The sequence below is a fragment of the Duganella lactea genome, assembly GCF_009857505.1.
Lineage (GTDB): Bacteria > Pseudomonadota > Gammaproteobacteria > Burkholderiales > Burkholderiaceae_D > Rugamonas > Rugamonas lactea.
The window spans coordinates 14033-40401 of record NZ_WWCP01000001.1; the positions used below are offsets into that span (position 1 = coordinate 14033).

23 protein-coding genes are annotated in these 26369 nt (G+C 64.8%); 8 read left to right on the plus strand and 15 right to left on the minus strand.

Annotated elements, in window-relative coordinates; genetic code table 11:
• Window positions 1-122: 122 nt before the first annotated feature.
• Window positions 123-1094, minus strand: a complete 972-nt coding sequence (locus GTP44_RS00080) for an alpha/beta fold hydrolase (RefSeq protein WP_161017832.1) — start codon at window positions 1092-1094, stop codon at window positions 123-125.
• A gap of 153 nt (window positions 1095-1247) precedes the next feature.
• Here GTP44_RS00080 and GTP44_RS00085 point away from each other — a divergent pair, with 153 nt between their 5' ends.
• From GTP44_RS00085 to GTP44_RS00095, 3 genes are all read left to right on the plus strand, one after another.
• Complete coding sequence (locus GTP44_RS00085; RefSeq protein ID WP_161017833.1) at window positions 1248-2150, plus strand: LysR family transcriptional regulator; 903 nt, start codon at window positions 1248-1250, stop codon at window positions 2148-2150.
• 112 nt (window positions 2151-2262) lie between these two features.
• Window positions 2263-2445: a hypothetical protein gene (locus GTP44_RS00090; protein ID WP_161017834.1), complete on the plus strand. Its 183-nt coding sequence runs from the start codon at window positions 2263-2265 to the stop codon at window positions 2443-2445.
• A 28-nt stretch (window positions 2446-2473) separates the two neighbouring features.
• A complete protein-coding gene (locus GTP44_RS00095; RefSeq protein ID WP_160988541.1) occupies window positions 2474-3241 on the plus strand; it encodes a head GIN domain-containing protein in 768 nt (255 codons plus the stop codon).
• Window positions 3242-3333: 92 nt separating this feature from the next.
• Here the strand turns inward: GTP44_RS00095 and GTP44_RS00100 are convergent, their stop codons facing one another.
• The 11 genes from GTP44_RS00100 to GTP44_RS00150 form a co-directional block, all read right to left on the minus strand.
• Window positions 3334-3975: a LytR C-terminal domain-containing protein gene (locus GTP44_RS00100; protein ID WP_161017835.1), complete on the minus strand. Its 642-nt coding sequence runs from the start codon at window positions 3973-3975 to the stop codon at window positions 3334-3336.
• Window positions 3976-3984: 9 nt separating this feature from the next.
• Window positions 3985-4911, minus strand: coding sequence for a type II secretion system F family protein (locus tag GTP44_RS00105; protein WP_161017836.1), 927 nt, complete (start codon window positions 4909-4911; stop codon window positions 3985-3987).
• Window positions 4912-4923: 12 nt separating this feature from the next.
• Window positions 4924-5901 carry a type II secretion system F family protein gene (locus tag GTP44_RS00110; protein ID WP_161017837.1) on the minus strand — a complete coding sequence of 326 codons (978 nt, stop codon included), beginning with the start codon at window positions 5899-5901 and terminating at the stop codon, window positions 4924-4926.
• Window positions 5902-5906: 5 nt separating this feature from the next.
• Window positions 5907-7250 carry a TadA family conjugal transfer-associated ATPase gene (locus tag GTP44_RS00115; protein ID WP_161017838.1) on the minus strand — a complete coding sequence of 448 codons (1344 nt, stop codon included), beginning with the start codon at window positions 7248-7250 and terminating at the stop codon, window positions 5907-5909.
• A 2-nt stretch (window positions 7251-7252) separates the two neighbouring features.
• Window positions 7253-8425, minus strand: a complete 1173-nt coding sequence (locus tag GTP44_RS00120) for a CpaE/TadZ family protein (protein WP_161017839.1) — start codon at window positions 8423-8425, stop codon at window positions 7253-7255.
• On the minus strand, window positions 8422-8676 hold the full coding sequence (locus GTP44_RS00125; protein WP_161017840.1) for a pilus assembly protein: 255 nt from the start codon (window positions 8674-8676) through the stop codon (window positions 8422-8424). The genes GTP44_RS00120 and GTP44_RS00125 overlap by 4 nt, the downstream gene beginning before the upstream one ends.
• A 2-nt stretch (window positions 8677-8678) precedes the next feature.
• Window positions 8679-10118 (minus strand): type II and III secretion system protein family protein, encoded by a 1440-nt coding sequence (locus GTP44_RS00130; RefSeq protein ID WP_161017841.1) that lies wholly within the window; start codon window positions 10116-10118, stop codon window positions 8679-8681.
• Window positions 10119-10125: 7 nt separating this feature from the next.
• A complete protein-coding gene (gene cpaB, locus GTP44_RS00135; RefSeq protein WP_161017842.1) occupies window positions 10126-10962 on the minus strand; it encodes a Flp pilus assembly protein CpaB in 837 nt (278 codons plus the stop codon).
• A complete protein-coding gene (locus tag GTP44_RS00140) occupies window positions 10959-12323 on the minus strand; it encodes a DUF8689 domain-containing protein (protein WP_161017843.1) in 1365 nt (454 codons plus the stop codon). The genes cpaB and GTP44_RS00140 overlap by 4 nt, the downstream gene beginning before the upstream one ends.
• A gap of 86 nt (window positions 12324-12409) precedes the next feature.
• The gene (locus GTP44_RS00145) at window positions 12410-12940 is read right to left on the minus strand and encodes a prepilin peptidase (protein ID WP_161017844.1); all 531 of its coding nucleotides are present in this window, start codon (window positions 12938-12940) and stop codon (window positions 12410-12412) included.
• Between the two features lie 56 nt (window positions 12941-12996).
• On the minus strand, window positions 12997-13176 hold the full coding sequence (locus GTP44_RS00150; RefSeq protein WP_160988530.1) for a Flp family type IVb pilin: 180 nt from the start codon (window positions 13174-13176) through the stop codon (window positions 12997-12999).
• Window positions 13177-13429: 253 nt separating this feature from the next.
• Here GTP44_RS00150 and GTP44_RS00155 point away from each other — a divergent pair, with 253 nt between their 5' ends.
• Window positions 13430-14473: a GGDEF domain-containing protein gene (locus GTP44_RS00155; protein ID WP_161017845.1), complete on the plus strand. Its 1044-nt coding sequence runs from the start codon at window positions 13430-13432 to the stop codon at window positions 14471-14473.
• Here the strand turns inward: GTP44_RS00155 and GTP44_RS00160 are convergent.
• Window positions 14470-15738 (minus strand): HD-GYP domain-containing protein, encoded by a 1269-nt coding sequence (locus GTP44_RS00160; protein ID WP_371867116.1) that lies wholly within the window; start codon window positions 15736-15738, stop codon window positions 14470-14472. The genes GTP44_RS00155 and GTP44_RS00160 overlap by 4 nt on opposite strands.
• A gap of 40 nt (window positions 15739-15778) precedes the next feature.
• Between GTP44_RS00160 and GTP44_RS00165 the strand changes: the two genes are divergently transcribed.
• The 3 genes from GTP44_RS00165 (at window position 15779) to icmF (ending at window position 23748) form a co-directional block, all read left to right on the plus strand.
• A complete protein-coding gene (locus tag GTP44_RS00165; RefSeq protein WP_161017846.1) occupies window positions 15779-16711 on the plus strand; it encodes a LysR substrate-binding domain-containing protein in 933 nt (310 codons plus the stop codon).
• Between the two features lie 164 nt (window positions 16712-16875).
• Complete coding sequence (locus GTP44_RS00170; RefSeq protein WP_161017847.1) at window positions 16876-20394, plus strand: indolepyruvate ferredoxin oxidoreductase family protein; 3519 nt, start codon at window positions 16876-16878, stop codon at window positions 20392-20394.
• A 60-nt stretch (window positions 20395-20454) separates the two neighbouring features.
• The gene (gene icmF, locus GTP44_RS00175) at window positions 20455-23748 is read left to right on the plus strand and encodes a fused isobutyryl-CoA mutase/GTPase IcmF (RefSeq protein WP_161017848.1); all 3294 of its coding nucleotides are present in this window, start codon (window positions 20455-20457) and stop codon (window positions 23746-23748) included.
• Between the two features lie 14 nt (window positions 23749-23762).
• Here the strand turns inward: icmF and GTP44_RS00180 are convergent, their stop codons facing one another.
• On the minus strand, window positions 23763-25208 hold the full coding sequence (locus tag GTP44_RS00180) for a pectate lyase family protein (RefSeq protein ID WP_161017849.1): 1446 nt from the start codon (window positions 25206-25208) through the stop codon (window positions 23763-23765).
• Between the two features lie 245 nt (window positions 25209-25453).
• Window positions 25454-25888, minus strand: a complete 435-nt coding sequence (soxR, locus tag GTP44_RS00185; protein WP_160988523.1) for a redox-sensitive transcriptional activator SoxR — start codon at window positions 25886-25888, stop codon at window positions 25454-25456.
• A gap of 65 nt (window positions 25889-25953) precedes the next feature.
• Between soxR and GTP44_RS00190 the strand changes: the two genes are divergently transcribed.
• A complete protein-coding gene (locus GTP44_RS00190; RefSeq protein ID WP_160988522.1) occupies window positions 25954-26358 on the plus strand; it encodes a RidA family protein in 405 nt (134 codons plus the stop codon).
• Window positions 26359-26369: the final 11 nt, after the last annotated feature.

The following is a 26369-nucleotide window of genomic DNA, read 5'->3' on the forward strand; positions in this document are numbered from 1 at the left end:
TGTTTCATGCCGCGAGTATAACGGCTGAACGGACAAGCTTGCCTAATCATTATTCTTAATCGAGAAACAAGATGACTGTCGGCACGGAAAAAGCCCCGCCTCGTGGGCAGGGCTTCTGCGCATTACGACTTGGCGAAGGCCAGGAAGTCGTTGTGGAACTTTTCTTTGTGTGTATCGGTCAGGCCGTGCGGCGCGCCTGGGTAGACGATCAGCTGCGAACCCTTGACGATCTTGGCCGAGGCGATGCCGGCGGCTTTGATCGGCACGATTTGATCATCATCGCCGTGGATGATCAAGGTCGGCTTGTCGAACTTTTTCAGATCTTCGCGGAAGTCGGTCTCCGAGAAGGCTTTGATCGAGTCGTAAGTATTCTTGAAGCCGCCCTGCATGCCTTGCGCATACCAGGCCTGGATGATGCCTTGCGATGGCTTGGCGCCCGCACGGTTGTAGTTGTAGAACGGCCCCGAGGCGAGGTCCAAATACAGCTGCGCACGGTCTTTGACCGAGGCGGCGCGGATGCCATCGAACACTTCCAGCGGCAGGCCGTCCGGATTGTCGGCGGTCTTCAGCATCAATGGTGGCACGGCGGAGATCAGGCCCAGCTTGGCGATGCGCTGGGTGCCGTGCCGGCCAACGTAGCGCGCCACCTCGCCGCCGCCGGTCGAGAAGCCTGCCAGGATGATGTTCTTCAGATTCAGCGCTTCGATCAGTTGCGCCAGGTCGTCGGCGTAGTGATCCATGTCGTTGCCATCCCAAGGCTGGCTCGAACGGCCATGGCCGCGGCGGTCGTGGGTGATGACGCGGAAGCCGTTATTGGCCAGGAAGAACGCCGCCGATTCCCAGCTATCCGCGTTCAGCGGCCAGCCGTGGCTCAGGATCACCGGTTGACCGCCACGCGGGCCCCAGTCTTTGTAGTAGATCTCAACGCCGTCGCGGGTGGTGATGGCGCTCGCGGTCTTGGTCACCGGGCCGGTGGTGGCGGCTTGCGCTTCGGCGGCGGTGCCCATGGCGGCCAGCGGCAGCGCCACGGCGGCGGCGGCGCCGACAGAGCTGAAGAATGCGTTGCGGCGGGACAGGTTGACGGTTGCGTTCATGATCTTCTTCCTTTTAGTCTATGTATGGATATGCAGTGGTTGTGCTACAGTCATTGCGTTCTGCAGCTGCGATGGAGTGCATCTTAGGCCGCGCAAAACGTTTGTGGAACAGACAACGCTGCAAGCCCACTTTGCAAAAATGCAGACCCCCTGATGCCAACTAGCACCGACTTCGACTGGAACGACATTCCGCTGATCCTCGCGCTCGCCCGCAGCGGCAGCATGAGCGCCACCGGCCGCCAGTTGGGCGTCGACGCCTCGACCATCAGCCGCCGCATCGCCGCCGCCGAGAAGGCGCTGAAGCTGCGCCTGTTCATCCGCGATAACACCGGCTACCGGCTGACCGACGCCGGCCAGGTCTTCGTCGAGCATGGCGAGGCGGTCTACGGCAATGTGCAGAGCATGCTGCAAGCCTCGTCGCAGGAGGCCGACGCCAACGCCGGCCCGGTCAACCTGACCTCGATCGATTTCCTGTTCGACTATTGGCTGCTGGAGCACGTCCCCGCGCTGCACGCCCAGCATCCCCATCTGCAACTGACCTTGCAGGCGGAAAACCAGAATCTCTCCTTCACCCGCCGCGAAGCCGACTTCGCGCTGCGCCTGGGCAAACCCAGCGACGACGCCGCGCTGGTCATGCGCAAGCTGGGCGACCTGGGCTTCGCCGTCTACGGCCACGAAAAATTCGCCGGCACGCCGCGCGCTTGCTGGGGCACGCAACCGTGGATCGCCTATGACGACGCGTTGGCCGGCACCGGCGAAATGCAATGGCTGGCGGCGATGCAGCCGTCGCCGCGCAAAGTACTCAAGGTGAACAGCCTGAGCACGATGGTGCGCGCCGCCCGCGCCGGCGTCGGCATGGCGCTGCTGCCGTGCCTCCTGGGCCGGCAGGAAGGGCTGCACCGCATCGGCGCCACAGTGGAAGTGCAGCGCGATATCTGGCTGCTCAGCCATCGCGACGCCGGTGGCATCGCCCGTTTCAAAACCGTCTCCGCCTGGCTGTCCCAGGCCTACGCCGCCAACGAACAGCTGTTGTGCGGCGCGGCTTCACACCCTTAAAACGCATTCTGCCCCCCGTTTTTCGCAGTTCGTCACATGCCGGTGGCTGGCCGGATAGCCCTTGTCTATAGTTCACTCAACACAACGAACTAACCACCCCAAGGAGCTTAAAATGAACATCGCTAAAAACATGGAAATCATCTTCGCCGCCGCTGTTGTCGTCGTCAGCGCCACCTCGTTCGCCACCGCCGCGGTCAACCCGCCAGTGATCTCGGTGAAGGCCGATTCGGTCAACATTCCAAGCGTGACGGTCACCGCCAAGCGCCTGACCGCCGCTGAAAAAGCCGCCTTGTAATTCCCACCCGATCAACACGGAGCGCAGCATGAAAAAATATCTGAAGGCCGCGATGCTGGCGGCGGTACTGGGCAGCGGCGCACACGCCGCGCAGGCCGCCGAGGTAATCAGCGAGAGCCGCAGCGTGGATGCGCGCGCCGTCAAGATCGAGCTGGATGGTGTGATCAGTCTCAAAGTAAAGCAAGGCGCGACTGCCTCGCTGACGATTTACGGCGAACCGGATGCCGTTAAAAAAGTGGTGGTGGAACAGAGCGGCGAAACGCTGCACATCGGCACCGCCAAGATGAACACCATCCACTTCGGTAACAAGCGCGAACTGCGCGCCGAACTGACGCTGCCGAATCTGCGCATGCTCACTTCCGGCGGCGTCGGTTCCGCCGATATCAGCGGCTTTAGCGGCGACAATCTGCGCCTGGCGCTGGAAGGCGCGGGCTCGGTAAAGGTCGATGCGCAGTACCGAAATATCGATGCGCGTCTCGGCGGCGTCGGTGGCATGACCATCAACGGCGGCAGCAGCGACAACGTCGACCTGCAGCTGAACGGCGCCGGCCTGATCGAGATGATCGGCAAGGCCAAACAACTGAACGCCAGCCTTGGCGGCGTGGGCAGCCTGGATGCGGAGCAGCTGCGCGCCGAGAACATCGACATCAGAATGAGCGGCCTGGGTAGCGCGACGGTGTACGCCAAAACCAGCGCCAGTCTGAAATTAACCGGTATGGGTTCGGCCAAGGTGTACGGCAACCCGACCAATCGTAACGCCAGCGCGCGCGGCATGGGCAGCGTGAGCTGGCAGTAAGGAACGCTCCGGCCCACGCGGCCGGGCTATCGTAAACACATGGGTGTGTTTTTTACCGTCCAAAAGGAGACAACTCCTTTCGGACGGTTTTTTTATTTGAGGTGGCGCACATCGTGACCGAGTACGATGCGCATGTCTGCATACGGCGTGCCGCCACTGGCTTGTTGCAGCGGCATGTGCAGGCGCCGGGCCAATGCCTGCGCCGTCTCACGCTGCCCGCGCACATATTCGATGCGGCCCCGCGGCACCACGAACGGCCGCATGTTGGACAAGCGCACGGTCTGCAATCCATCCAGCGCCAATGAACGCGCCAGCCGCGCGGCGGCGCCGGAGATACCGTTGCCGTTGCTGATCTCCAGCCGCACCGCCGCCGGCGCGGTTGGTGTGACTGTCTGGTCGGCGGCGTCGCTGCGCAGCACTTCCACCAGCGCCGGGCCGAGACGGCGCACCTGCGTGCGCGGCATATCGGCGACGGCTTCGTCGCGCGCCTGCTGCAGCACCGCGTAGTCCTGCCGCACATCATGCGCACGCAACGAGGCGGCTTGCAGATACATGGTGGCCGCGCGCTCACGCTCGCCGGCCACGACCAGCGCCGCCGCCAGCCGCTCCCAGTTGTCGGCATTGAGCGGATCACGCACGCACAATTGCTCCAGCGGCGTGATCGTATCGGTCTGCACCTGAACGCCGCCGCATGCGGCCAGCAGCATGCAGCTGGTGATGAATGTCTTGTTCATCGTCGCTTCCTAGTGAGGTTGCATCATGCGGTAGACCTGGATGGCGGCGGGGCCGATCAGCACCAGCATCAGCGTGGGGAAGATGCAGAAGATCAGCGGGAACAGCAGCTTCAAGGCGATTTTGGCGGCGGCCTCCTCGGCCAGCACGCTGCGCTTGCCGCGCAGGTTCTCGGAATGGATGCGCAGCGAATCGCCCATGCTGGTACCGAAGCGCTCCGACTGAATCAGCATCGCCACCAGCGTGTCAACATCCTCCACGCCGCTGCGCAGCGCCAGGTTGCGCAGTGCGCGTTCCTTGGTAAAGCCGGCGCGCATCTCCATCAGCACCAGTTGCAGTTCCTGCGCCAAGGTCATGCTCTTGATGTGGATCTCGCCCGCCACCTTGGCCAGCGCACGCTCCAGGCTCAGGCCAGCTTCCACACAAACGGTGAGCAGGTCGAGCGCATCCGGGAAGTTCTCGAAGATCTCCTGGCTGCGCGCGGCGGCCCGGTGCGACAGGACCGCGTTGGGCAGATAATAGCCGATCGCCGCCACCAGCAACAGCACCGACATGAAGCCCTTCTGCGGTATGTTCAACGTCAGTGCGCCGCCCAGCGCCACGATGGCGGGCAACCCAAGCGCCAACAGCGTCTTGGTGGCGAAGTACAGCGACGGCGCCGACGCGCCGCGCCAGCCGGCATTCATGAAGCGCGTGCGCAACGGCGATCTTTCCCAGCCCTGCTCCGGCAAGGACAGGCGCGAGAACGGCAGCGCCGCCTGCGCCACCTTTTCCACCCAGCCGGCGCCCACAGGATCGGGCGCCACGTCGGTGGTTTCTATTACGTCGGTCAGCCGCTCGCGCAGCGCCACCGGCGAAAATACCAGCAGCGCCGCCACCGCAATGCCGGCGGCCACCAGAAACACAATGGCCAGAAATATGATCTGTGATCCACCCATGCAGTCCTCCGTTCAAACGCGGATGCGTATGACCTTGCGCATCCACAGCACGCCGCCCGCCGCCACGGCCAGCGCATACCACATCAACTGGACGCCGATCGGGTCGGTCCACAGCACCCGCACATAAATCGGATTGGCCGCCACCATCACCGCCATCACGCCCAGCGGCAGCAGGCAAAGCACCCAGGCGGACATGCGGCCTTCGGCCGACATCACCCGCACCTGCGACAACAACCGGAGCCGCGCGCGTATCAGGCGGCTGATATTGCCGAACACCTCGGCCAGATTGCCGCCCGATTCACGCTGGATCAGCACCGCGATCACCAGATAGCGCAAATCAGTCAACGGCACGCGCAGCGCCAGGTTGTGCAGGGCTTCGTTCATCGGCACGCCGTAATTGACTTCCTCGTAGGCGAATTTGAATTCGCCGGCGATAGGCTCGGGCATCTCCTCGCCCACCATCTGTATCACGTTGGCGAAGGAATGGCCGGCACGTAGCGCGCGACCGAGGAAGTCGGCCGCTTCCGGCAACTGCTCCTCCAGCTTGCGCAGACGCGCGGCGCGGACGCGCAGCAACGCCAGCCACGGCAAGGCCGCGGCCAGCGCCAGCACGCCGATGGCAGGCGGCAGCGGCATGCCGAACATCGGCGGTAGCGCCAGGCCGGCAATCATCAGCATCAGCGAACAGCCGAGAAACTGCGCCACCGACCAGCGCACGCCGGCCTGCATCAGCAAGCGGTCCAGCGCGGCCAGCCGGCCGATGCGGCGCAGCTGCTTTTCCAGCCGCGGATTGCCGCTGTAGCTGCGGCGCTTGAGAATGTCCACCCGCTCGATGCCGCCCTGGCCGGAGGCCGCCATCATGTGCAGCCGCTTGGCGATGCGCCTCGCCGCGCCGCCATGCGCGCCGGACCACCACAGCCAGGCGCCCTCGATCATCAGGATCACGGCCGCGAACAGCAGCACGGCAAAGGCGGTGAAGATGCCGTCCATGTCGCCTACTCGTAGATCTTGTCCGGATCGAACACCGAATCCGGCACCTGCACACCGAACATGCGCAGACGGTCGGCAAAGCGCGGCCGCACGCCGGTGGCGGAGAACCGTCCCAGCACCCTGCCGTCCGCATCGACGCCCTTCTGCTCGAAGCGGAAAATCTCGTGCATCGCGATCACCTCCCCCTCCATGCCGGTCACCTCCTGCAAGCTGACCAGCTTGCGCGTGCCGTCGGTCAGGCGCGACACCTGCATCACCACCGTCACGGCGGAGCAGATCTGCTGGCGCGTGGCGCGCGGCGTCAGGTTCACGCCGGCCATGCCGACCATGTTCTCCAGCCGCGACAGCGCATCGCGCGGCGTGTTGGAGTGGATGGTGGCCAGCGAGCCTTCGTGGCCGGTGTTCATGGCCTGCAGCATGTCCAGCGCCTCCGGTCCGCGCACCTCGCCGAGGATGATGCGGTCCGGCCGCATGCGCAGCGCGTTGCGCACCAGCGAGCGCTGATTGACCTCGCCCTTGCCCTCGATATTCGGCGGCCGCGTTTCAAGACGCACCACATGCGGCTGGCGCAGCGCCAGCTCCGCCGCGTCCTCGATGGTGACGATGCGTTCGTGCGCCGGAATATACCCGGACAACACGTTCAGCATGGTGGTCTTGCCGGAACCGGTGCCGCCGGAGATCAGGATATTGATCTTGGCCTGTCCCAGCGCCTTCAGCACTTCCACCATCGGCGGCGTCAGGCTGCGGTAGTCCAGCAGGTTGTCGATGCTGAGCGGGTTGACCGCGAAGCGGCGTATCGACAGGATCGGCCCATCGATCGCCAGCGGCGGAATGATGGCGTTGACACGCGAGCCGTCCGGCAGCCGCGCGTCGACCATCGGGCTGGATTCATCCACGCGCCGGCCGACGCGCGAAACGATCTTCTCGATGATTTTCATCAGGTGGGCGTTGTCGTTGAACGTGGTCTCGGTCAGTTCCAGGCGGCCGGCCCGCTCGACATAGACTTTGGCCGCCGTATTGACCAGGATGTCGGACACGCCGGGATCGGCCAGCAAGGGCTCCAGCGGGCCGAAACCCAGCATCTCGTGCTGAATGTCCAGCACCAGGTTATGCCGCTCGTGCTGATTGAGCACGATGCGCTCCTCCTCGATGATGCGCTGGATCAGCAGCGCCAGTTCATGCTTGAACTGCTCGGGCGTGAGGCGCTTCAGGCGCTCCAGGTCGATGCGGTCCAGGATGGTCTGGTGCATGCTCTTCTTCAGCTCCTGGTAGGCGGCAGCGGCCAGTCCGGGCGGCCCGCCGGCGCCACGATCATCCTCCACATGCGACAGACGTTCGCGTAAGCTCATCATCATCCTCCATCGTTGCGGCCAAAGATGCGGTCGAACAGTCCCTTGCTCTCGGCGACGCGGCGCGCCGCCACCAGCTCCACCAGCTCCGCCAGGCTGCGCGACACCGCACTGGCGCGCGACAGTTGCAGCACCGGGATGCCCTGGTTGACCGAGTCCGTCGCCGACAGGTAATCGTTGGGCACCGTGTGCACCACGTCCGCGCCCAGCGCCTGCTCCAGATCCATCAGCCGCAGCTTGCCGCCCTTTTCGTAACGGTTGACGATCAGGCGCGTGCGCTCGTTCGGATAGCCCAGCGAGCGAAAGATGTCCAGCAGCCGGCGGCCGTCGCGGATGTCCGGCAGCGCCAGTTGCAGCACCGGGTAGATGGTGTCCGCCTGGTCCAGCGCGCGCAGCGAGATGGCGTCGATCTGGCGGCCGACATCCAGCACCACGAAATCGTAGTGCTGGCGGGCGATGCGCAGGATGGTGTCCATATGCTCCGGCTTCATGTCCACCGTGCCGTTGGGATCATCCGCCGCCGCCAACACGCCGAAGTTGGAGGCCACGTGCACCAGGCAGGAGTCGAGGAAGGCGCCGTCCATGCGGCTGATCTGCGCGCAGATGTCGGACAGCGTCATCGCCGGCTTCTGGTCGGAGACGTACAGCGTGGCGTCGCCGAACTGGCCGTGCAGGTCGATCAGCAGCACCTTCTTGTCGGCCAGCGCGGCCAGCGCGTAGCCGAAGTTGGTCGACAAAAAAGTCGCGCCGCTGCCGCCCTTGCAGGAGATAAAGGCCAGCACCTTGCCTTCGCGGACAGGGCTCAGGCCCGCCGCCACTTCGATGCGGTCCATCGCCTCGTGGAAGGCGCGGTGCACCAGCGGCAGCGGCAGCACCTCGCGCATGCCGGCGCGCATGGCGCGGATCAGCAGGTCCTGCCGCGGATCGCGCGTCAGCAGCATGAAGGTGGCCGACGGGTACTGCTTGCTCAGGCGTTCCACCAGCTCGCCCTCTTCTGCGGCGGCGTCGCTGGCGTCCAGTACCACCAGGTCCGGCGTTTCGGGCAGCGGGCGTTCCACCGCGTCGCGCAAGCCGTTGCGTGACGCCACCAGCTGCACCGCCGGCATGCGCGCCGAACCCTGCGCCGCGATTTCCGCGTGCAGCAGGCTGTCCTTGCTGATCATCAGTGCCTTCATTTGAGACCGCCCGTCGCCAGCGACTGCGTAGGCTGCGACTCGCCGCCGGATTTCTGATAGCGTTCGTAAGCGGCGCGGGCGCTGCGGCCATCCATGCCGGTCACCGGATCGGTATTGCGCGCAGCGGCAGGGTCGATCACCTGCTGCATCAGCGCCATGCGCGTGGCGACGCCGAAGCGGCTGTCCCAATGCGGCGTGGTGCTGGTGCAGGCGGACAAGGCGCCGGCCAGTAGTATCGGTACGTAACGCATGATCACTCCTTGCTAGGCTGTTCCGGCGTCGCTTCCATGCGGCCGTCCAGGAATAACCTGGCGCGGCTGGGCGTGGCGATGCTGTCGGTCGGCAGTTTGTAATTGGCGGGTAGCGGTCGCACCAGATGCGGCGTGACGACAAACAGCAGCTCGGTGCGGTCCTGCTGAAAGTCTGTGCTGCGAAACAGCGCGCCCAGCACCGGCAGTTCGCCGAGGATCGGCAGGCCGTGGATGTTGGTGCTCTGGCTATTGCGGATCAAGCCACCGATGGCGAAGCTCTGGCCGTCGTACAGCTCCACGGTGGTGCTGGCGCGGCGCGTGGTGAACAGCGGCAGCACGGCGGTGCCGGAAATGCCGGCCGCCGAAATACCAATGCCTTCGCGCGAAACCTCGGACACTTCCGGCGCCACGCGCAGGTTGATGCGGCCGCCGGCAAGCACGGTGGGCGTGAAACGCAGGCCGATGCCAAATTCCTTTTCATCCAGCGTGACCTTGTTGTTGTCCTGCGCCACCGGCACCAGAATGCGGCCGCCGGCGAGGAAGCTGCCTTCCTGGCCGCTGATCGCCATCACCGTGGGTTCGGCCAGCATGCGCACCAGCGCGTCCTTCTTGTCGGCGGCGATGGCGCCGCGTGTGCCGATGTTGAGCAAGCCTTTCAGCGTCTGGCTGACAAAGCTGGTGTTCAGCGTACTGGCCCAGCTGCCGCCGCCGAAGCTCAAATTGACGTTCGCTTCCAGCTTGTCCAGCAGCGATTTGGAGACTTCGGCGATTTTCACTTCCAGCATGACCTGCTGCGGCGCGCCGATATTCAGGAAGTTGACGATGCGGGCACTGGCCTGTGCGGTGGCGGTGGCGCTGCCGGCCGGCGGCAACGATGCCGTGGCGCCTTCGCTGCGCTTGCCGTCCAGCGCCAGCGGTTGCGCAGGGCGGCGCACGAAGGCGGCGGCCAGGTCCAGCACGCGCGCGGCGGTGGGCGCATCGTCCACGGTGCCGCTGATGACCAGCGTGTCGCCAGCGGCGCTGACCTGAATGTCCTTCTGCTCGGGCATCAGCGCGGCCAGGGCTTGCTGCAAGCCAGCGGGATCGATGCCGACCACCACTTCCACCACGTTGCACAAACCGCTGCGGCCTTGCACGATCATGTTGCTGGTGCCGATATCGGCACCCACCAGGTACAGCGTGTCCGGCGCCACCAGCATCGCCTGCAGCACGGCGGGATTGCCGACGCTGCGCGCCTGCACCGCTTCCGGCATGCGCATCAGTGTGGACTTACCCAGTTGCAGCGACAGGCTGCCCGGCTGCGCCGCCTGGCCGGTGCAGCGCAAGCCGCCATCGCCGGCGACGGGCGCGGACATGGGCGCCGCCTGCAGCGGCGCGGCCAGCAGCGGCGCGGCCAGCGTCAGCGCGGCGCACAGCGCCCATGGAGGGTGACGGAAGTCCATGGCACGCTCACAGACATTCCTGCGAGCGCTGAGCGCCCGCGATGACGCTGACACAGGGCCGCGCACGCGGCGTGGCGGTGGCGACCTGCACGCGCGGTCGCTCGATCACCTGCGCGCTCTCCGGCGGTACGGCCACCGGCGGCGCGGCCTGCGGCTCATGGCTTCCCAGCAGCGTGCCCTTGGTGGCGCCATCGGTGGTGCCGGGGCGCGGGTCCACCTGATTGCGCAGCACCAGCGACAGCGTGCCGACGCTGCGCGCCAGGTCCAGATTCTCGGCCTGCGCCGGCGTCACCTCCAGCGTCACCGCATTGACCACGCGCGGCTTGGTCTCGTCGCGCCCGACCTCCTGCGCCACCGCCAGCACCAGTATCCGTTCCAGCACGATCTTGGAAATCGCCCGCTCATTGGTCTGGGTGTTGACGATGATGTCGACAAAATTCCCCGGCAGCGCGAATCCCGCCACGCCCACCACGTCGTTGACGCGCACGGTGATGGCGCGCTTGCCCTCGGCGATCAGCGCCGACAGTCCGCCCAGCGTACCGGCCGGCGCCAGCTTGGCCTCGCTCAGCGGCTCGTCGCGCAGCACACTGCTTTTCAGCACGCGGCCAACCAGCTTGCCGCTGTCGGTCAGCGCGCCGCGCGGCAGCGCGTCGGCCGGCCAGTCGATCTGCTTGAGCATCTCCGGCGTCAGGCGCTGCCCCAGATTCACGTCGGTCGCCGCCACCACGATCTTGCTGGCGGTGCCCGGCGTCTGCCGCAGCAGCCAGCGCGACGCCAGCGACACCGCCGCCAGCCCGAACACGACGGCCAGCGCCATCATCAACAATGCGCGCCGGTTCTTCATGCTATCCGAGGCTCCACGTCATCGTCCACGCGCGCGCCCTCATCGGCGAACATGCTGACCCAGGCCTGCTCCAGCGAGGCCGGCGACAGGCGCGCCGGCTCGCCCAGATACGCGGCGAAGTCGACCACCCGGCCGACGATCTCGCGCGGATAGCAGGCCAGCAGCGGCAGGCCAGCACCCGCATGCAACTCGTCAAGCAGGTAGCGCAGCGCCGCCTCGTCATAGGCCACGCCCATGCTGATGCACTGCTGGCGAAACAGCGTGCGGTAACTGGCGGCGCTCAGTGCTCCCACCGGAATCTTGTAGCCCACGCGCCGCAGCGCCGCCTCGTCCAGCAGCGACGATGGCGTCTGGCTGGTGGCGAACACCAGCCGCAAACGGCACGGCGCCGGGAAGTGATATCCGCCGGCCAGCGACAGCACGCTGCGTCCCGTCTCCAGCGCCTGGACGAAGCGGTTCAGCAGCTCGGCGGCCGGCACGCGCTGGCGTCCCAGATCGTCGACGATCAGCAAACCGTTGTTGGCCTTCAGCTGCGGCGGCGCGCAGTAGCAACCATTGGCCGCATCCGGCTGCAGGTCCAGCATCTGCGCCTCCAGCGCGCCGTCCAGCGCCACCACGGGGCGCTGGCACAGCACCCAGCGCGGATCGCCGCTGCGCCGCTCCGGCGACGGCTGCACCATGCGTGCCTGGCGCGGCGACGGCGCGCGATGCACCGCCGCGTCATACACCTGCACGATGTCCTGCCCCACCACCAGCGCGTGCGGCACCGCCACCAGCCCTTGCAACAGACCGCCCAGGCGCCGCGCCAGCAGCGACTTGCCGCCGCCGGAGGGTCCGTACAGCAGCATGCTGCGGCCGGCGTGCATCGCCGCGCCCAGCATGCGCTGCACCGGCGGCGCCAGGAAATCGTCGGCGAATTCCGCCGCCAGATCATCGGCGGCCGGCTGCGGTGCCTGCAGCACCTGGCGTTCGACCATGGCGCGGTAGGCTTCCAGCGTCACCGGCGCCGCGCCGGCATAGGGGCTGCGCTCCAGCCACGCGCTGGCGCGCTGCTTGCCGGCGCCGGTCAGCTGGTACTGCACGTCGAGGTCGGAGTCGCCGCGCCACGCCACCTCCGCCACATGTTCGGCCACCATGAAATCGAGCACCTCACGCAGCACGTTGATCGACAGGTGCAGCCTGGTGGTCAGCACCGGCAGGTGGCATTTGCCGCCCAGGTACAGCGCCTTGGCGATCAGCTCGACAATCAATTGCTGCGGCAGGCCGGTGTCGCGCACCGACTTCGGCTGCGGCGGCAGCAAGGACTCCGGTTCGGCGTCCAGCAGGCGGGCATAGGGGGATGGCGGTTCGAGGGCAAGCATCGTTATCTCCGCAAGGCAATTGTTCGGCGTGGAAACAAGTCTATCCAGCCACCGTCATGCGGACATTGACGTGCAGCAAGCTCCGTTCAGTGATGCGTCCAGGCGACGAAGCCCACCGTGCCGAGCGCCACGGCAACGCCATACGGCATGCCACCGACGCTGTCGGCCGGCGGCAGCGGCACCGGCAGCAGCGGCACTCCTAACAAACGCAACAGCAACGGCTTGCACAGCAGCGCCAGATTGCGCAGGCCCTGCCGCCAGCGGCCGCCGCACAACAGCAGCGCCAGCGCCAGCACACCGCCGATCACATACGCCAGCGCGGCGATCCTCAGCGCCGGGCCGGGGCCGGCAAAGCTGCCGACCATGGCCATCAGCTTGACGTCGCCGGCGGCCATGCCGCGCAGCAGGTACAGCGGCAGGAACAAAAAAAAGCCGGCCACCGCGCCGGCCAACCACTGCGACAGCGGCGCCCAGGGCGGCCCGGCCAGCAGGTGCAGGATCAGCGCCAGCAACAGGCCGCTGAGGATCAGAACGTTGGGGATCTTGCGCAGGGCCAGGTCGGTCAGCGCCGCCTGCGTCACCAGGCAGATCAGAATCACTTCGAGGGCATTGAGCATGGGAAGGCTCCGCGAAAAGGCTCTCCAGCCTGGCTGCGACTGGAAAGCCGGGCTGCTTACGTCACTTTGATTTTCAGGGCGATGGCCTGGAAGGCATCCCCCAGCGCCGGTCCCAGATAGGCGAACGCGGCCGCCACGGCGGTCACCATGGTTGCCGCGATCAGGCCGTATTCGATGGCCGTGATCCCGTCCTCGTCGCGCGCAAACTCTTTTGCAATTGCCATCAGCGAGTGCATGTCGTACTCCTTGGTTAGTCCATAAAAAGCCTCTGATGCCATGTTCCGCACCATTGCTTGCCACTATACGGAGGCTGTATCCAAGAGGGTTGATGCCACGCAAGCTTTCCTTGTGGAATCTTTTCTAATCTATGTTGAAGATGATTGTAGGAAAAAAAACTCATTATTAGGCAATGTTAGTTTTTTTCACACATGAGAATTGCTTCAGTTGCAAAAAGCTATTATCCTGATCAGCTGTTTTTTGGAAAGGCATATGGATTCCCTACTGAAACACATGGTGGACATGACCGGTCACCGCGATCACACGATGCTCGACATCTCGGTGATTTCGGCGGTGCAGGAGCTTGCCTGCGCCAGTCAGGTCCGTGTGCTGACGCTGGCCACGGTCAGAGGGAAGGTGTTTGTCCGTCCGCGCGCCCTCATCCGCGCCGGCGAAACGGCGCAGATGATCGACACCGCCTACCAGCAGCATCCGGGCGATCCGATCGAGCGCACGCCGGCGCTGGCGCAATGCATCGCCCGCCACGAGACCAGCGCCGAGCTCGCCAACGAGGCCGGTGAGCACACGCTGTGGCTGCCGATCTGGCTCGGCGACAAGGCCGACACCTGCCTGGAAATCGTCCATCCGACGCCGTACACCCGGGAGACCATCCACGTCATCGGCGGCATCGTCAACGTCTACCGCAATTTCCAGAATCTGCTGGACTACAGCGAACGCGATTCGCTGACCGGCCTGCTCAACCGCAAGACCTTCGACGACCAGCTGTCCAAGATGCTGGCCGCCAGCACCGAGCAGGACGCCATCACGCTGCCGGGCGAGCCGGAGCGCCGCACCCACAGCGACGAGGAAAAGCAATGGCTGGCGGTGGTCGATGTCGACCATTTCAAGCACGTGAACGACCGTTTCGGCCATTTATACGGCGATGAGGTGCTGATCCTGATCGCCAACCTGCTGACCACGTCGTTCCGCGCGCAGGACCGCGTGTTCCGTTTCGGCGGCGAGGAGTTCGTCGTGCTGCTGCGCTCGGCCACGCTGGACAACGCCAAGAAAATCATCGAGCGCTTCCGCATGAACGTGGCCGCGCACGACTTCCCGCAGGTGGGCAAGGTGACGGTGAGTGTGGGCTTTGTCAGCATCAGCGCGCTGGAGGCGCCGGTGATCATCCTCGGCCACGCCGACCAGGCGCTGTACTACGCCAAGAGCCACGGCCGCAACCTGGTGTGCCACTACGACGAGCTGGTCAGCGGCGGCCTGCTGCAGACCATCGAATCCAACGATACCGCCGAGTTCTTCTAGGCGGCCACCGTCAGGAAGCGCATCGGATCGACATTCCATTTGTCCGGCGACTCCTGGCCGACGATCTTGTCGCCGCCGCCAAAGCCCAGCCCGCGCGACAAATCGACGGTTTCCGGCTTGATGTAGACATTCTTCTTGGTGTGGAAGAACACGTTGACCTTGGGCGCCAGCAGATTGGTTTCATGCGATTCCACCACCACCCCCAGCCGACCCGACTCCAGCAGCACCATGGTGCCCACCGGATAAATGCCGACACAGCGCATGAATTCCTGCGCATACTGCGGGTTGAAATGGAACTTGCTCCACTCGTAGATCTTGCGCAGCGCCGCCGCCGCCGGCAAACCCTTGCGGTAGCAGCGGTCTGAGGTAATGGCATCGTACACATCGACAATAGCGGCCATCTGCGCCAGTTCGCTGATCTGGCCGCTGGCCTGACTGCCGGGGTAGCCGCTGCCGTCGCAGCGCTCGTGGTGATGCAGCGTGATATCGAGCGGAATCGGGCCAATCTCCGGCGATTGCTTGAGGATGCGGTAGCCATCTTCCGGATGCTTCTTGACGATGGCGAATTCCTCGTCGCTCAGCGCACCGGGCTTGTTGAGTATGTCGTCGGGCACCAGCGCCTTGCCGGTGTCGTGCAGCAGCCCGCCCAGGCCGGCCTGGTGGGTCATGTCGGCCGGCAGGTTGCGCGAGCGGCAGAACGCCACCAGCAGCGTACACACGCTAACCGAGTGCAAAAAGGTGTAATCGTCCTTGTTCTTGATCCGCAGCAGGCCGATCAGCGCGCCCGGATTGCGCAGGATCGACTCGGTGATGTTCTGCACCACCGGCTGCACCTGGTCCAGCTCGATGGCCTTGCCGAGCCGGGCGTCGCGCATCACACTGCGCACCAGCGTCGAGGCCTGATGGCGGATCTTCACCGCACGCTGCAGCTCCTCGCCCAGCGAAACGCGTGCCGGAATCGGCGCCTGGACGGCCAGGTCGACGATCTCGCGCTCGGTGGCCGCTTGCGCTTCGGCCAGCGTCGGCGCATCCTCCACATCGTGTCCCCTGGCGCTGTCGATGACCACGGTACGGATGCCGGCGTCGACGATCTTGCGGATTTCGTCCGGGCTGGAAAGCATAAAACGGTTGCGCACAAATGGATGGGTCATCCAGTCGCAGCTCAAGTCATGAATATACATGCCGAGTTTCAGCTGAGAAGCATCAACTTTCTTTAACATACGAATACCCATCAAATAGAAGCTGGACGTTACGCCGTCATGCATTCAGTATAACAAAACGTTTCTCTGAGGGACTTAAATTTACATGGAACTGCGCCAGTTACGCTATTTTGTTGCCATCGCCGATCACGGCTCGCTGTCGCGCGCGGCGCTGATGTTGCACATTGCCCAGCCCGCGCTGACCCAGCAGCTGCGCCAGCTGGAGCAGGAACTGGGCGTGCAGCTGCTGCACCGCACCGCCCAGGGCGTGCTCAGCACGGATGCCGGCAAAGTGTTCTACGAGCACGCCCAGGCCATCCTCAAGCAGGTGGCCGACGCCCGCTCGGCGGTGGCGCAGTCGGCCGAACGGCCCAGCGGCAGCGTCACGCTGGGGCTGCCGCAGAGCATCTCCGGCGCGCTGGCCCTGCCGCTGCTGAAGGCCAGCCGCGCGCAGTATCCGGAAATCACGCTGCAGCTGACCGAGGAGCTGACCGGCAACCTCAGCGACCAGCTCAAGTCCGGCCGCGTCAATCTGGCCGTGCTGTTCGATGACGGCCAGCTGAGCCAGTTCGCCACCAGTCCGCTGGCGGAGGAGGAACTGCATTTCATCTGCCACGCCGACGCGGCGCAGGCCACCGCCGCACCGGCGGAGATCACGCTGGAGCAGGCTTTGCAGGCGGCGCTGATCCTGCCCGGCCTGCAACACGGCGTGCGGCCGCGGATTGAAAGCGTGGCGCGCGCGGCCGGCCTCAACGTCGGCAGCGTGATCGAAATCAACTCCATCGCCATCCTCAAATCCGCGCTGCTGGCGGACATGGGCGCCACCATCCTGCCCTCGGCGCCGGTGCTGGACGAACTGCGGCGCGGCGCCCTGCGCGCCCGGCGCATCCACAGTCCGGCGATTTCGCGCACCGTGGTGTTGTGCTCGTCACGAAACATTCCACCAACCAACGCCGCCGCCGCCATCGGCAGACTGGTGCGCCAAGTCAGCGAGCAGCTGTGTGCCGCCGGCCTGTGGCCCGGTGCCACCCCCCTATAAGATTTTCTTATACCCCCATCGGGATTCGGTATTTCCGTATACGTCAAGTAGCGCCGATACTGGGAGCAAGCCGCCGACCAGGCGGCATGATGGCTTGACCCTGGCGCGTCCACCCGACGTCCCCCAGTTCGAGCGCGATCCAACGACCAGACGGAGACACCGCCATGCCAGACGGCACCAGCTCGCTCACCTCCGTGAGCCTCGACGACAAATACACCTCCACCAACGGCAAGATCTTCCTGTCCGGCATCCAGGCGCTGGTGCGCCTGCCGATGATCCAGCACGCGCGCGACAAGACCGCCGGCCTGAACACCGCCGGCTTCATCTCCGGCTACCGCGGCTCGCCGCTGGGCGGCCTGGATGAAAACCTGTGGCAGGCCAAGCCGCATCTGGCGGCGCACAATGTGCAGTTCGTGCCGGGCGTGAACGAGGATCTGGCGGCCACCGCCGTCTGGGGCTCGCAGCAGGTGGATCTGATCGGCGAATCAAAATACGACGGCGTGTTCGCCATGTGGTACGGCAAGGGCCCCGGCGTCGACCGCTGCGGCGACGTGTTCAAGCACATGAACCACGCCGGCACGGCCAAGCACGGCGGCGTGTTGCTGGTGGCGGGCGACGACCATGGCGCGTATTCATCCACACTGCCGCACCAGTCGGACCATATCTTCTCGGCCTGCATGGTGCCGGTGCTCTACCCTTGCAATGTGCAGGAATACCTGGACCTGGGCGTGCATGGCTGGGCCATGTCGCGCTTCTCCGGCTGCGCGGTGGCCTTCAAGGCGCTGGCCGACACGGTGGAATCGTCGGCCTCGATCGACGCCGATCCGTTCCGCGTCGAGGTCAAGCTACCGAAGGACTTCGTCATGCCGCCCGGCGGCCTGAATGCCCGCCTGTCGTCCGTGCCATTGGGCCAGCAGGCGCGCAATCAGGAAGCGCTGATGCAGGACTACAAAATCTACGCGGCGCTGGCCTACGCGCGCGAGAACAAGCTGAATCACACCACCATCGATTCGCAAGATGCGAAGCTGGGCATCATCGCCTCCGGCAAATCCTACCTGGACGTGCTGGAAGCGCTGGAAGAACTGGGCATCGATGAAGCGATGGCCGCCAAGGTCGGCCTGCGCCTGTTCAAGGTGGCGATGCCCTGGCCGCTGGAACCGGACAGCGTGCGCGAATTCGCGCAGGGCCTCGATGAAATCCTGGTGGTGGAAGAAAAGCGCCAGTTCGTCGAATACCAGCTGAAGGAACAGCTGTACAACTGGCGTGACGACGTGCGGCCGCGCGTGATCGGCAAGTTCGACGACAAGGGCGAGTGGGTGGCGCCGCGCGGCGAATGGCTGCTGCCGCCAAAGGCCGACTTCTCGGTCTCGCAAGTGGCGCGCGTGATCGCCAGCCGCGTGGCGCGCTACATCAGCGACGCCCACATTCAGGACCAGATCAAGGCGCGCCTGGCCTTCCTCGACGCGAAAGACGCGGTGCTGAAGAAGGCCATCAACACGCCCTTCCGTCCAGCGTTCTACTGCTCCGGGTGCCCGCACAACACCTCGACCAAGGTACCGGACGGTTCGTTCGCGCTGGCCGGCATCGGCTGCCATGTGATGGCCACCTCGATCTACCCCGAGTACAACAAGCTGACCACCCACATGGGCGGCGAAGGCGCGCCGTGGATCGGCCAGGCCGCGTTCTCCAAAGTGCCGCATGTGTTCCAGAATCTCGGCGACGGCACCTACTTCCACTCCGGCTACCTGGCGATCCGCGCCGCGGTGGCGGCGCGCGTCAATATCACCTACAAAATTCTGTACAACGACGCGGTGGCCATGACCGGCGGCCAGCCGGTGGACGGCCAGACCTCGGTGCCGATGATCGCCCAGCAGATGGCGGCTGAGGGGGTAAAACGAATTGCGCTGGTGACGGAAGACCTGTCGCGCTACACCGACCGCGGCGCCCTGCCGGCCATCGTCACACTGCACGACCGCAAGGACATGGACACGGTGCAGCGCGAGCTGCGCGACATCGCCGGCGTATCGGTGCTGATCTACGACCAGACCTGCGCCGCAGAAAAGCGCCGCCGCCGCAAAACCGGCGCCTATCCGGATATCGCCAAACGCATGGTCATCAACGAAGCGGTATGCGAAGGCTGCGGAGACTGCGGCATTCAATCGAACTGCGTGTCCATCCTGCCGAAGGAAACCGAGTTCGGCCGCAAGCGCACCATCGACCAGTCGTCATGCAACAAGGACTACTCGTGCGTGAAAGGCTTCTGCCCGAGCTTCGTCACGGTGGAAGGCGGCGCGCTGAAAAAATCCAAGGCCGGCGCCACGTCAAGCGATGACGGCTGGGACGCGCTGCCGGCACCCGCGCTGCCGGACTGCGAACATCCCTACAACATCCTGATCAACGGCATCGGCGGCACCGGTGTGATCACCGTCGGCGCGCTGATGGGCATGGCCGCGCACATCGAAGGCAAAGGCGCCTCGGTGCTGGACATGACCGGCATGTCGCAGAAAAACGGCTCGGTCACCTCGCATGTGAAGATCACGCTTACGCCGTCGCACCTGCGCGCGCAACGTATCGCCACCGGCGAGGCGGACGTCATCCTCGGCTGCGACATGCTGACCGCCGGCGCCGCAGACGCGGTATCCAAGATGCGCCCCGGCCGCACGCTGGCCATCGTCAATCTGCACGAGCAGCCACCCGGCACCTTTGCGCAGAACGCCGACTGGCAGTACCCGGCCGCCGAGGTACGCGCGCTGATCGAAGAATCGGTCGGCGCGGGCGCGGCGGACTTCATCGACGCCACCAAGCTGGCCACCGCGCTGATGGGCGACTCGATCGCCGCCAACCTGTTCATGCTGGGCTATGCGTGGCAACGCGGCCGCATTCCGCTCAAAGAAGAATCGCTGCTGCGCGCGATCGAACTGAATGGCGTGGCCGTCGCCTCCAACAAAAAAAGCTTCCTGTGGGGCCGCCGCGCCGCCGTGGATCTGAAGCGCGTGGAACGCGTCGCCACGCCGGCACAACCCATCGTACTGCAAATGCCGCAAAACCTGGACAGCATCGTCGCCAAGCGCATGGAGTTCCTCACGGCCTACCAGAACGCCGCCTACGCCAACACCTACTCGGAACTGGTGGCGCAAGTGCGCGCACGCGAGACGGCGCTGGGCCTGAACAACCAGCTGTCCACCGCCGTCGCCAAGTACTACTTCAAGCTGATGGCCTACAAGGATGAATACGAAGTGGCGCGTCTGTACACGGACGGCCGCTTTGTCGAACAGCTCAAGCAGCAGTTCGAGGGCGACTTCAGCGTGAAGTTCAATCTGGCGCCGCCGCTGTTCGCGAAGAAGGACGCCAAGGGCCATCTGGTGAAGGCGGAATTCGGCTCGTGGATGTGGAACGCTTTCAGGCTGCTGGCGAAAATGAAGGGCCTGCGCGGCGGCATGTTCGACATCTTCGGCCATACCGAAGAACGCAAGATGGAGCGCGCGCTGATCGCCGAATACCGCGAACTGGTGGCCACGCTGATCGGCAAGCTGGATGCGGACAACCACGCCGTTGCCGTGGAACTAGCCTCGCTGCCCGAGAAGGTACGTGGCTTCGGCCACGTGAAGGAAGCCGCCGTCGCCACCTTCCACGCCGACAAGGCCCGCCTGCTGACGCAATTTGACCAGAAACGCGCCGCCTGAACCGTCCCCCGCTGGCGCGGGGACGAAAAATGAAATTACGCTAAAAATAACGGGACACCAATGAACGACCTCTCAACTCCGAAAGCTGCGGCCATCGCCGACCAGCCACCGCGCGTGGCGAACAAAATCCGCTTCGTCACGGCCGCGTCCTTGTTCGACGGCCACGATGCCTCGATCAACATCATGCGCCGCATCCTGCAATCGAACGGCGTGGAAGTCATCCACCTCGGCCACAACCGCTCGGTGGACGAAGTGGTCACCGCCGCGCTGGCGGAAGACGTGCAAGGCATCGCCATCTCCAGCTACCAGGGCGGCCATGTCGAATACTTCAAATACATGATCGACCTGCTGCGCCAGCGCGGCGGCGCCCACATCAAGGTGTTCGGCGGCGGCGGCGGTGTCATCGTCCCGCACGAAATCGAAGAGCTGCATGCTTACGGCGTCACCAAAATCTTCAGCCCCGAAGACGGCCAGCGCATGGGCCTCGTCGGCATGATCCAGTGGATGGTGCAGCAGTGCGACATCGACCTGTCGCGCTACGCGCCCACCTCGCTGGTGCCGCTGCGCGAAGGCGCCGACACCGCCGCGCGCCACCGCCCGCTGGCGCAACTGATCACGGCGCTGGAAAACGAAAAGGCCGCACCCACGCTGCGCGCCGAACTGCTGGCCGCCGCCGAAGACCTGCCAGCGCCCACGCTGGGCATCACCGGCACCGGCGGCGCCGGCAAATCCTCGCTGACCGATGAACTGATCCGCCGCATCCGCCTCGACCAGGGCGATACGCTGAACATCGCGGTGATCTCGATCGACCCGTCGCGCCGCAAATCCGGCGGCGCCTTGCTGGGCGACCGTATCCGCATGAACGCCATCAATCCATGGGCCGGCCAGTCGCGCGTGTTCATGCGCTCTCTCGCCACGCGCGAAGCCGGCTCCGAGATTTCGCAGGCGCTGCCCGACGTCATCGCCGCCTGCAAGGTGGCCGGCTTTGACCTGGTGATCGTCGAAACCTCCGGCATCGGCCAGGGCGACGCCGCCATCGTGCCGCATGTCGATGTGTCGCTGTACGTGATGACGCCGGAATTCGGCGCCGCCTCGCAGCTGGAAAAAATCGACATGCTCGATTTTGCCGACTTCATCGCCATCAACAAGTTTGACCGCAAGGGCGCGCTGGACGCGCTGCGCGACGTCGCCAAGCAGTACCAGCGCAACCGCGAACTGTGGAGCAAGCGCCCGGAAGAGATGCCGGTCTATGGCACGCAAGCCTCGCGCTTCAATGACGACGGCGTGACCGCGCTGTATCAAGGCCTGCTGCCCAAGCTCGCCGAATTCGGCCTGCGCGCGCAACCCTCCAAACTGCCGGCGACCGACATCCGCCACTCCAGCGGCAAGCATGTCATTGTGCCGCCGGCCCGCGCGCGCTACCTGGCGGAGATCGCCGACACCGTGCGCGGCTACCACCGCTTCACGCGCAAGCAGGTGACGCTGGCGCGCGAACGCCAGCAGCTCAGCGCGACCAAACGCATGCTGGCCATCGCCCACAAGACCGCCGACCTGGACGACCTGATCGCCGAGCGCGATACCGCCATGGACGCCGGCGCGAAAAAGCTGCTGGCCCAATGGCCGGACATGCAAGCCGCCTACGCCGGCGACGACTACGTGGTCAACATCCGCGACAAGGAAATCCGTACACGTCTGGTGCAGCACACGCTGTCCGGCACACGCATACGCAAGGTGGCGCTGCCGCGCTACGAAGACCACGGCGAAATCCTGCGCTTCCTGATGCTGGAAAACGTGCCGGGTTCCTTCCCTTTCACCGCCGGCGTATTCGCGTTCAAGCGCGAAGGCGAAGACCCGACCCGCATGTTCGCCGGCGAAGGCGACGCTTTCCGCACCAACCGCCGCTTCAAGCTGGTCTCCACCGGCATGGACGCCAAGCGCCTGTCCACCGCCTTCGACTCGGTCACCTTGTACGGCGCAGATCCGGCGCTGCGGCCGGACATCTACGGCAAGGTCGGCAACTCCGGCGTATCGATCGCCACGCTGGACGACATGAAAGTGCTGTACGACGGCTTCAACCTGTGCAGCCCAAGCACCTCGGTGTCGATGACCATCAACGGTCCGGCGCCAACGATACTGGCGATGTTCATGAACGCCGCCATCGACCAGCAGATCAGCAAATTCGTCGAAGAGAACAAACGCCAGCCGAGCGCCGACGAAGCGGCCAAGATCAAAGCCTGGGTGCTGCAAAACGTGCGCGGCACCGTGCAGGCCGACATTCTGAAGGAAGACCAGGGCCAAAACACCTGCATCTTCTCGACCGAGTTCTCGCTGAAGGTGATGGGCGACATCCAGGAATACTTTGTCCACCATCAGGTGCGCAACTTCTACTCGGTGTCGATCTCCGGCTACCACATCGCCGAAGCGGGCGCGAATCCGATCTCACAACTGGCCTTCACGCTGTCGAACGGGTTCACGTTTGTGGAAGCCTATCGCGCGCGCGGCATGCACATCGACGACTTCGCGCCCAATCTGTCGTTCTTCTTCTCCAACGGCATGGACCCGGAATACACGGTGCTGGGCCGCGTCGCCCGCCGCATCTGGGCGGTGGCGATGCGCGACAAATACGGCGCCAACGACCGCTCGCAAAAGCTCAAGTACCACGTGCAGACCTCGGGCCGATCGCTGCACGCGCAGGAGATCGACTTCAACGACATCCGCACCACGCTGCAAGCGCTGATCGCCGTCTACGACAACTGCAACTCGCTGCACACCAACGCCTACGACGAAGCCATCACCACGCCGACCGACGAATCGGTGCGCAGGGCATTGGCAATTCAATTGATCATCAACCGCGAATGGGGCCTGGCCAAGAACGAGAATCCGAACCAGGGCGCCTTCATCATCGACGAGCTGACCGACCTGGTGGAAGAAGCTGTGCTGCAGGAGTTCGAGCGCATCGCCGAACGTGGCGGCGTGCTGGGCGCGATGGAGACCGGCTACCAGCGCGGCAAGATCCAGGAAGAGTCGATGCTGTACGAGCATCAGAAGCACGACGGCAGCTTGCCCATCATCGGCGTCAATACCTTCCGCAATCCGAAGGGTGTGGCGGCGCCGGCGCAGATCGAGCTGGCGCGCTCCACCGACGACGAAAAGCAATCGCAGCTCGCGCGCCTGGAAGACTTCCACCAGCGCCACGCCGCCGAAGCGCCGCAAGCGCTGGCGGCCCTGCGACAAGCCGCCATCGACAACGCCAACGTGTTCGACAAACTGATGGACGCGGTGCGTGTCTGCTCGCTGGGCCAGATCACGACCGCGCTGTTCGAAGTCGGCGGCCAGTACCGCCGCAATATGTAGGCGTTGTGAAGCGCCTATTTCAGCTTGCCCGCGCCGGCGTTGGCTGGCACGGAGGTCAGTGTGGCCGTCGCCGTTTGCAGCGTGTAGGCATACGGTGGCGTCCACAGGCTGGCGGCTGGTGGCTGGGCGAAGCCGCATTGGCCGTCCACCGCGCTGGTGCCCGATTTGTCGCTGGTGAAGATGTGGCCCGATGAGCGGAAACCGATGAAGTCCTTGCCCTTGATCGCCTTGCCGCAGAACTCCGCCACCTTCAAGCCGGTGAAGTTGTAGTAGTGATTCTCCAGCAGCATGTTGGAACGGTAGCGCGCATCGGTGCCGCTCCCGAATTTGACGTCGCTGTCCTTGGTCGAGGTGCTGCCGCTAATCAGGTTGTTGAACATATGGACCTGCCCGAAGCGATTCAACGGTAGACGCGTGGTGGCGCCGTCCCACCAGTTGCCGCTGAAGGTCACGTGCAGACGGCCTTCGTCGCTCCATGCGCGGCCGCCATCGCCGTTGCCGACCAGCGTGGTCTTGTGGTGCTTGCCGAACACGCTGTTGGAGATGGTGACGTAATCGCTGCCGCGCACCACATCCAGCGCGCCGTCGTGGCGCGTGTCGTAGGTGCCGGTCGCCAGCGAATCCGGCGTGTCGCCGTCGCTGATGGTCAGATGATCGAGGTAGATGTTCTGGCCGCGCGATACCGTCACGCCGTCGGCATAGGCGTTGTCCGAGTCTTCGGGATTGACGTCCCACGGCGTATCGATCACCAGATTGCGCACGATGACGTTGCGGGTCCAGGTGGGATAGTCGTCGCCGTCCTTGCCGTCGGCGATCCATTTTTTGAAGTCCGCCTCCGGATCGCCACCCGCCGCCGCCGGCAGCTCGCCGCCGATCAGCAGCGACGTGCCGGTGATGCGCGCCGGCCGGCCCTGCGCGTCGTTGATGCCAACCAGCGTGGTGTTGGACGGGATCGCGATGGAGCCGCCAAACTTCTGATCCGAATAGCTGGTGTATTCACGGAAGACCGTGTTGTTCTGGCTCCAGCGCAGGTCGATGTGGCCGATCACGCGGATGATCTTGGGATCGTTGCCGGCTTCCTTGATGGCAGCCACCAGCTGCTGGCCGTTGTACACGGTGTAGACGCGGTTGGCGATCGCCGAGCCGCCGCCGGTCACCAGCACCGGCCCTTTGCGCGAATGCGCGTGCCAGCCGGTCGCCGGCGCCGGATCGCGCTCAAACTTCAGAACACCGCCGGTCGGATCGCTGGCCGCGAACTGCCACACCGGCAGCTTGGGCGCGGCCGCGTAGCTGGCCGGATCATGCAGTCCGCCCACCAGTACCGGCGCGGAATAATTGCGCACACCGTATTGGGCGACTTGTAACGGCGTGCTGGCGCCGGTCAGGGTCTTGGCGTCGATGGTGGCGGCTTGGGCGGACGAGGCCAGCAACACGCCGGCGACGATGAGTGAATAGTTCATGGTTGTCTCCAGAATTGAAATGCACTGATAGCTCGCGACGATCCCTGCCCACGTGCCTGTGCATTGCACATGGCAATAGAGAGAATGAGTTATGCGTGGGACAGGATCATCATTCAGGCACCTTGCGTACCTGCCGCCGTTGCGAAGAGGGTTGGGGATACCGAGTTCGCTCAGGTCAAACGCCGGTGGCGAAAACGCTGCGCAGCCGGTGTTTAAATACTAATCCTGAAGAAAAAATAATGCAACTAGCGAAAATGCGGGCCGGCGCCGCGTTGCGCCAACGCGTCACCGGAATTGCGCAAGGGGCAGGCTTTCAGCGACAGGCATCCGCAGCCGATGCAGCCGTCCAGCTGATCGCGCAACTGCGTCAAGGTCGCGATGCGTTCTTCCAGTTCCCGCTTCCAGGTCGCGGACAAACGGCGCCAGTCGGCGACGGTGGGCGTGCGGCCGGACGGCAAGGCGTCCAGCGCACTGGCGATGTCGGCCAGCGGCAGGCCAACCCGCTGGGCGACCTTGATCACCGCCAGCCGGCGCAGCACCGAGCGCGCATAGCGGCGCTGGTTGCCGGCGGTGCGCACCGAATGAATCAAGCCCTTGGCTTCGTAAAAGTGCAGCGCGGAGACGGCCACGCCGGAGCGTTCCGCCAGCTCGCCGACGCCCAGTTCCTTTGGAATCATCATATCCCTTGACCTCAAGTTAAGTTGAGATTTTATAGTGTCCGCACATTCACTGCACAAAGGGCATCATGAAGTTCATCAATCCAGAAGGTCTGTACGATCCACGTCCCAACGGCTACAGCCACGTTGTGGTGGCGGAAGCGCCAGCGCGCATCATCTACCTTGCCGGCCAGGGCGGCGAGAACACGGAGGGCGAATTGTCCGACGACTTCGGCGCGCAGGTCGCGCAGGCGCTGCGCAATCTGCAGACCGCGCTGGCGGCGGCCGGCGCCACGCATACCGAAGTGGCCAAGGTCACGGCGCTGATCGTGGATCACAGCGAAGCGCGTCTCGCCATATTCAGCAAGGCGCTGCGCGCGATGTGGGGCGATCATCCAGCGCCGGCCTGCACGCTGATCCCGGTGCCGCGCCTGGCGCTGGACGGCATGCTGTTTGAAATCGAGGCGACCGTGGTGCAGCAGGAGATCTACTGAGTGTGAGTAAC

Bases quoted from the DNA above. Each gene is read 5' to 3' on its own strand.
- GTP44_RS00090 (WP_161017834.1), top strand. From the start codon at position 2,263: ATGAACATCGCTAAAAACATGGAAATCATCTTCGCCGCCGCTGTTGTC.
- GTP44_RS00120 (WP_161017839.1), bottom strand. From the start codon at position 8,425: ATGAAGGCACTGATGATCAGCAAGGACAGCCTGCTGCACGCGGAAATC.
- GTP44_RS00125 (WP_161017840.1), bottom strand. From the start codon at position 8,676: ATGCGTTACGTACCGATACTACTGGCCGGCGCCTTGTCCGCCTGCACC.
- GTP44_RS00085 (WP_161017833.1), top strand. From the start codon at position 1,248: ATGCCAACTAGCACCGACTTCGACTGGAACGACATTCCGCTGATCCTC.
- GTP44_RS00145 (WP_161017844.1), bottom strand. From the start codon at position 12,940: ATGCTCAATGCCCTCGAAGTGATTCTGATCTGCCTGGTGACGCAGGCG.
- GTP44_RS00105 (WP_161017836.1), bottom strand. From the start codon at position 4,911: ATGGGTGGATCACAGATCATATTTCTGGCCATTGTGTTTCTGGTGGCC.
- GTP44_RS00170 (WP_161017847.1), top strand. From the start codon at position 16,876: ATGCCAGACGGCACCAGCTCGCTCACCTCCGTGAGCCTCGACGACAAA.
- GTP44_RS00190 (WP_160988522.1), top strand. From the start codon at position 25,954: ATGAAGTTCATCAATCCAGAAGGTCTGTACGATCCACGTCCCAACGGC.
- cpaB (WP_161017842.1), bottom strand. From the start codon at position 10,962: ATGAAGAACCGGCGCGCATTGTTGATGATGGCGCTGGCCGTCGTGTTC.
- GTP44_RS00140 (WP_161017843.1), bottom strand. From the start codon at position 12,323: ATGCTTGCCCTCGAACCGCCATCCCCCTATGCCCGCCTGCTGGACGCC.
- GTP44_RS00180 (WP_161017849.1), bottom strand. From the start codon at position 25,208: ATGAACTATTCACTCATCGTCGCCGGCGTGTTGCTGGCCTCGTCCGCC.
- GTP44_RS00130 (WP_161017841.1), bottom strand. From the start codon at position 10,118: ATGGACTTCCGTCACCCTCCATGGGCGCTGTGCGCCGCGCTGACGCTG.
- GTP44_RS00110 (WP_161017837.1), bottom strand. From the start codon at position 5,901: ATGGACGGCATCTTCACCGCCTTTGCCGTGCTGCTGTTCGCGGCCGTG.
- GTP44_RS00100 (WP_161017835.1), bottom strand. From the start codon at position 3,975: ATGAACAAGACATTCATCACCAGCTGCATGCTGCTGGCCGCATGCGGC.
- GTP44_RS00160 (WP_371867116.1), bottom strand. From the start codon at position 15,738: ATGCATGACGGCGTAACGTCCAGCTTCTATTTGATGGGTATTCGTATG.
- GTP44_RS00080 (WP_161017832.1), bottom strand. From the start codon at position 1,094: ATGAACGCAACCGTCAACCTGTCCCGCCGCAACGCATTCTTCAGCTCT.
- soxR (WP_160988523.1), bottom strand. From the start codon at position 25,888: ATGATGATTCCAAAGGAACTGGGCGTCGGCGAGCTGGCGGAACGCTCC.
- GTP44_RS00150 (WP_160988530.1), bottom strand. From the start codon at position 13,176: ATGCACTCGCTGATGGCAATTGCAAAAGAGTTTGCGCGCGACGAGGAC.
- icmF (WP_161017848.1), top strand. From the start codon at position 20,455: ATGAACGACCTCTCAACTCCGAAAGCTGCGGCCATCGCCGACCAGCCA.
- GTP44_RS00165 (WP_161017846.1), top strand. From the start codon at position 15,779: ATGGAACTGCGCCAGTTACGCTATTTTGTTGCCATCGCCGATCACGGC.
- GTP44_RS00115 (WP_161017838.1), bottom strand. From the start codon at position 7,250: ATGAGCTTACGCGAACGTCTGTCGCATGTGGAGGATGATCGTGGCGCC.
- GTP44_RS00095 (WP_160988541.1), top strand. From the start codon at position 2,474: ATGAAAAAATATCTGAAGGCCGCGATGCTGGCGGCGGTACTGGGCAGC.
- GTP44_RS00155 (WP_161017845.1), top strand. From the start codon at position 13,430: ATGGATTCCCTACTGAAACACATGGTGGACATGACCGGTCACCGCGAT.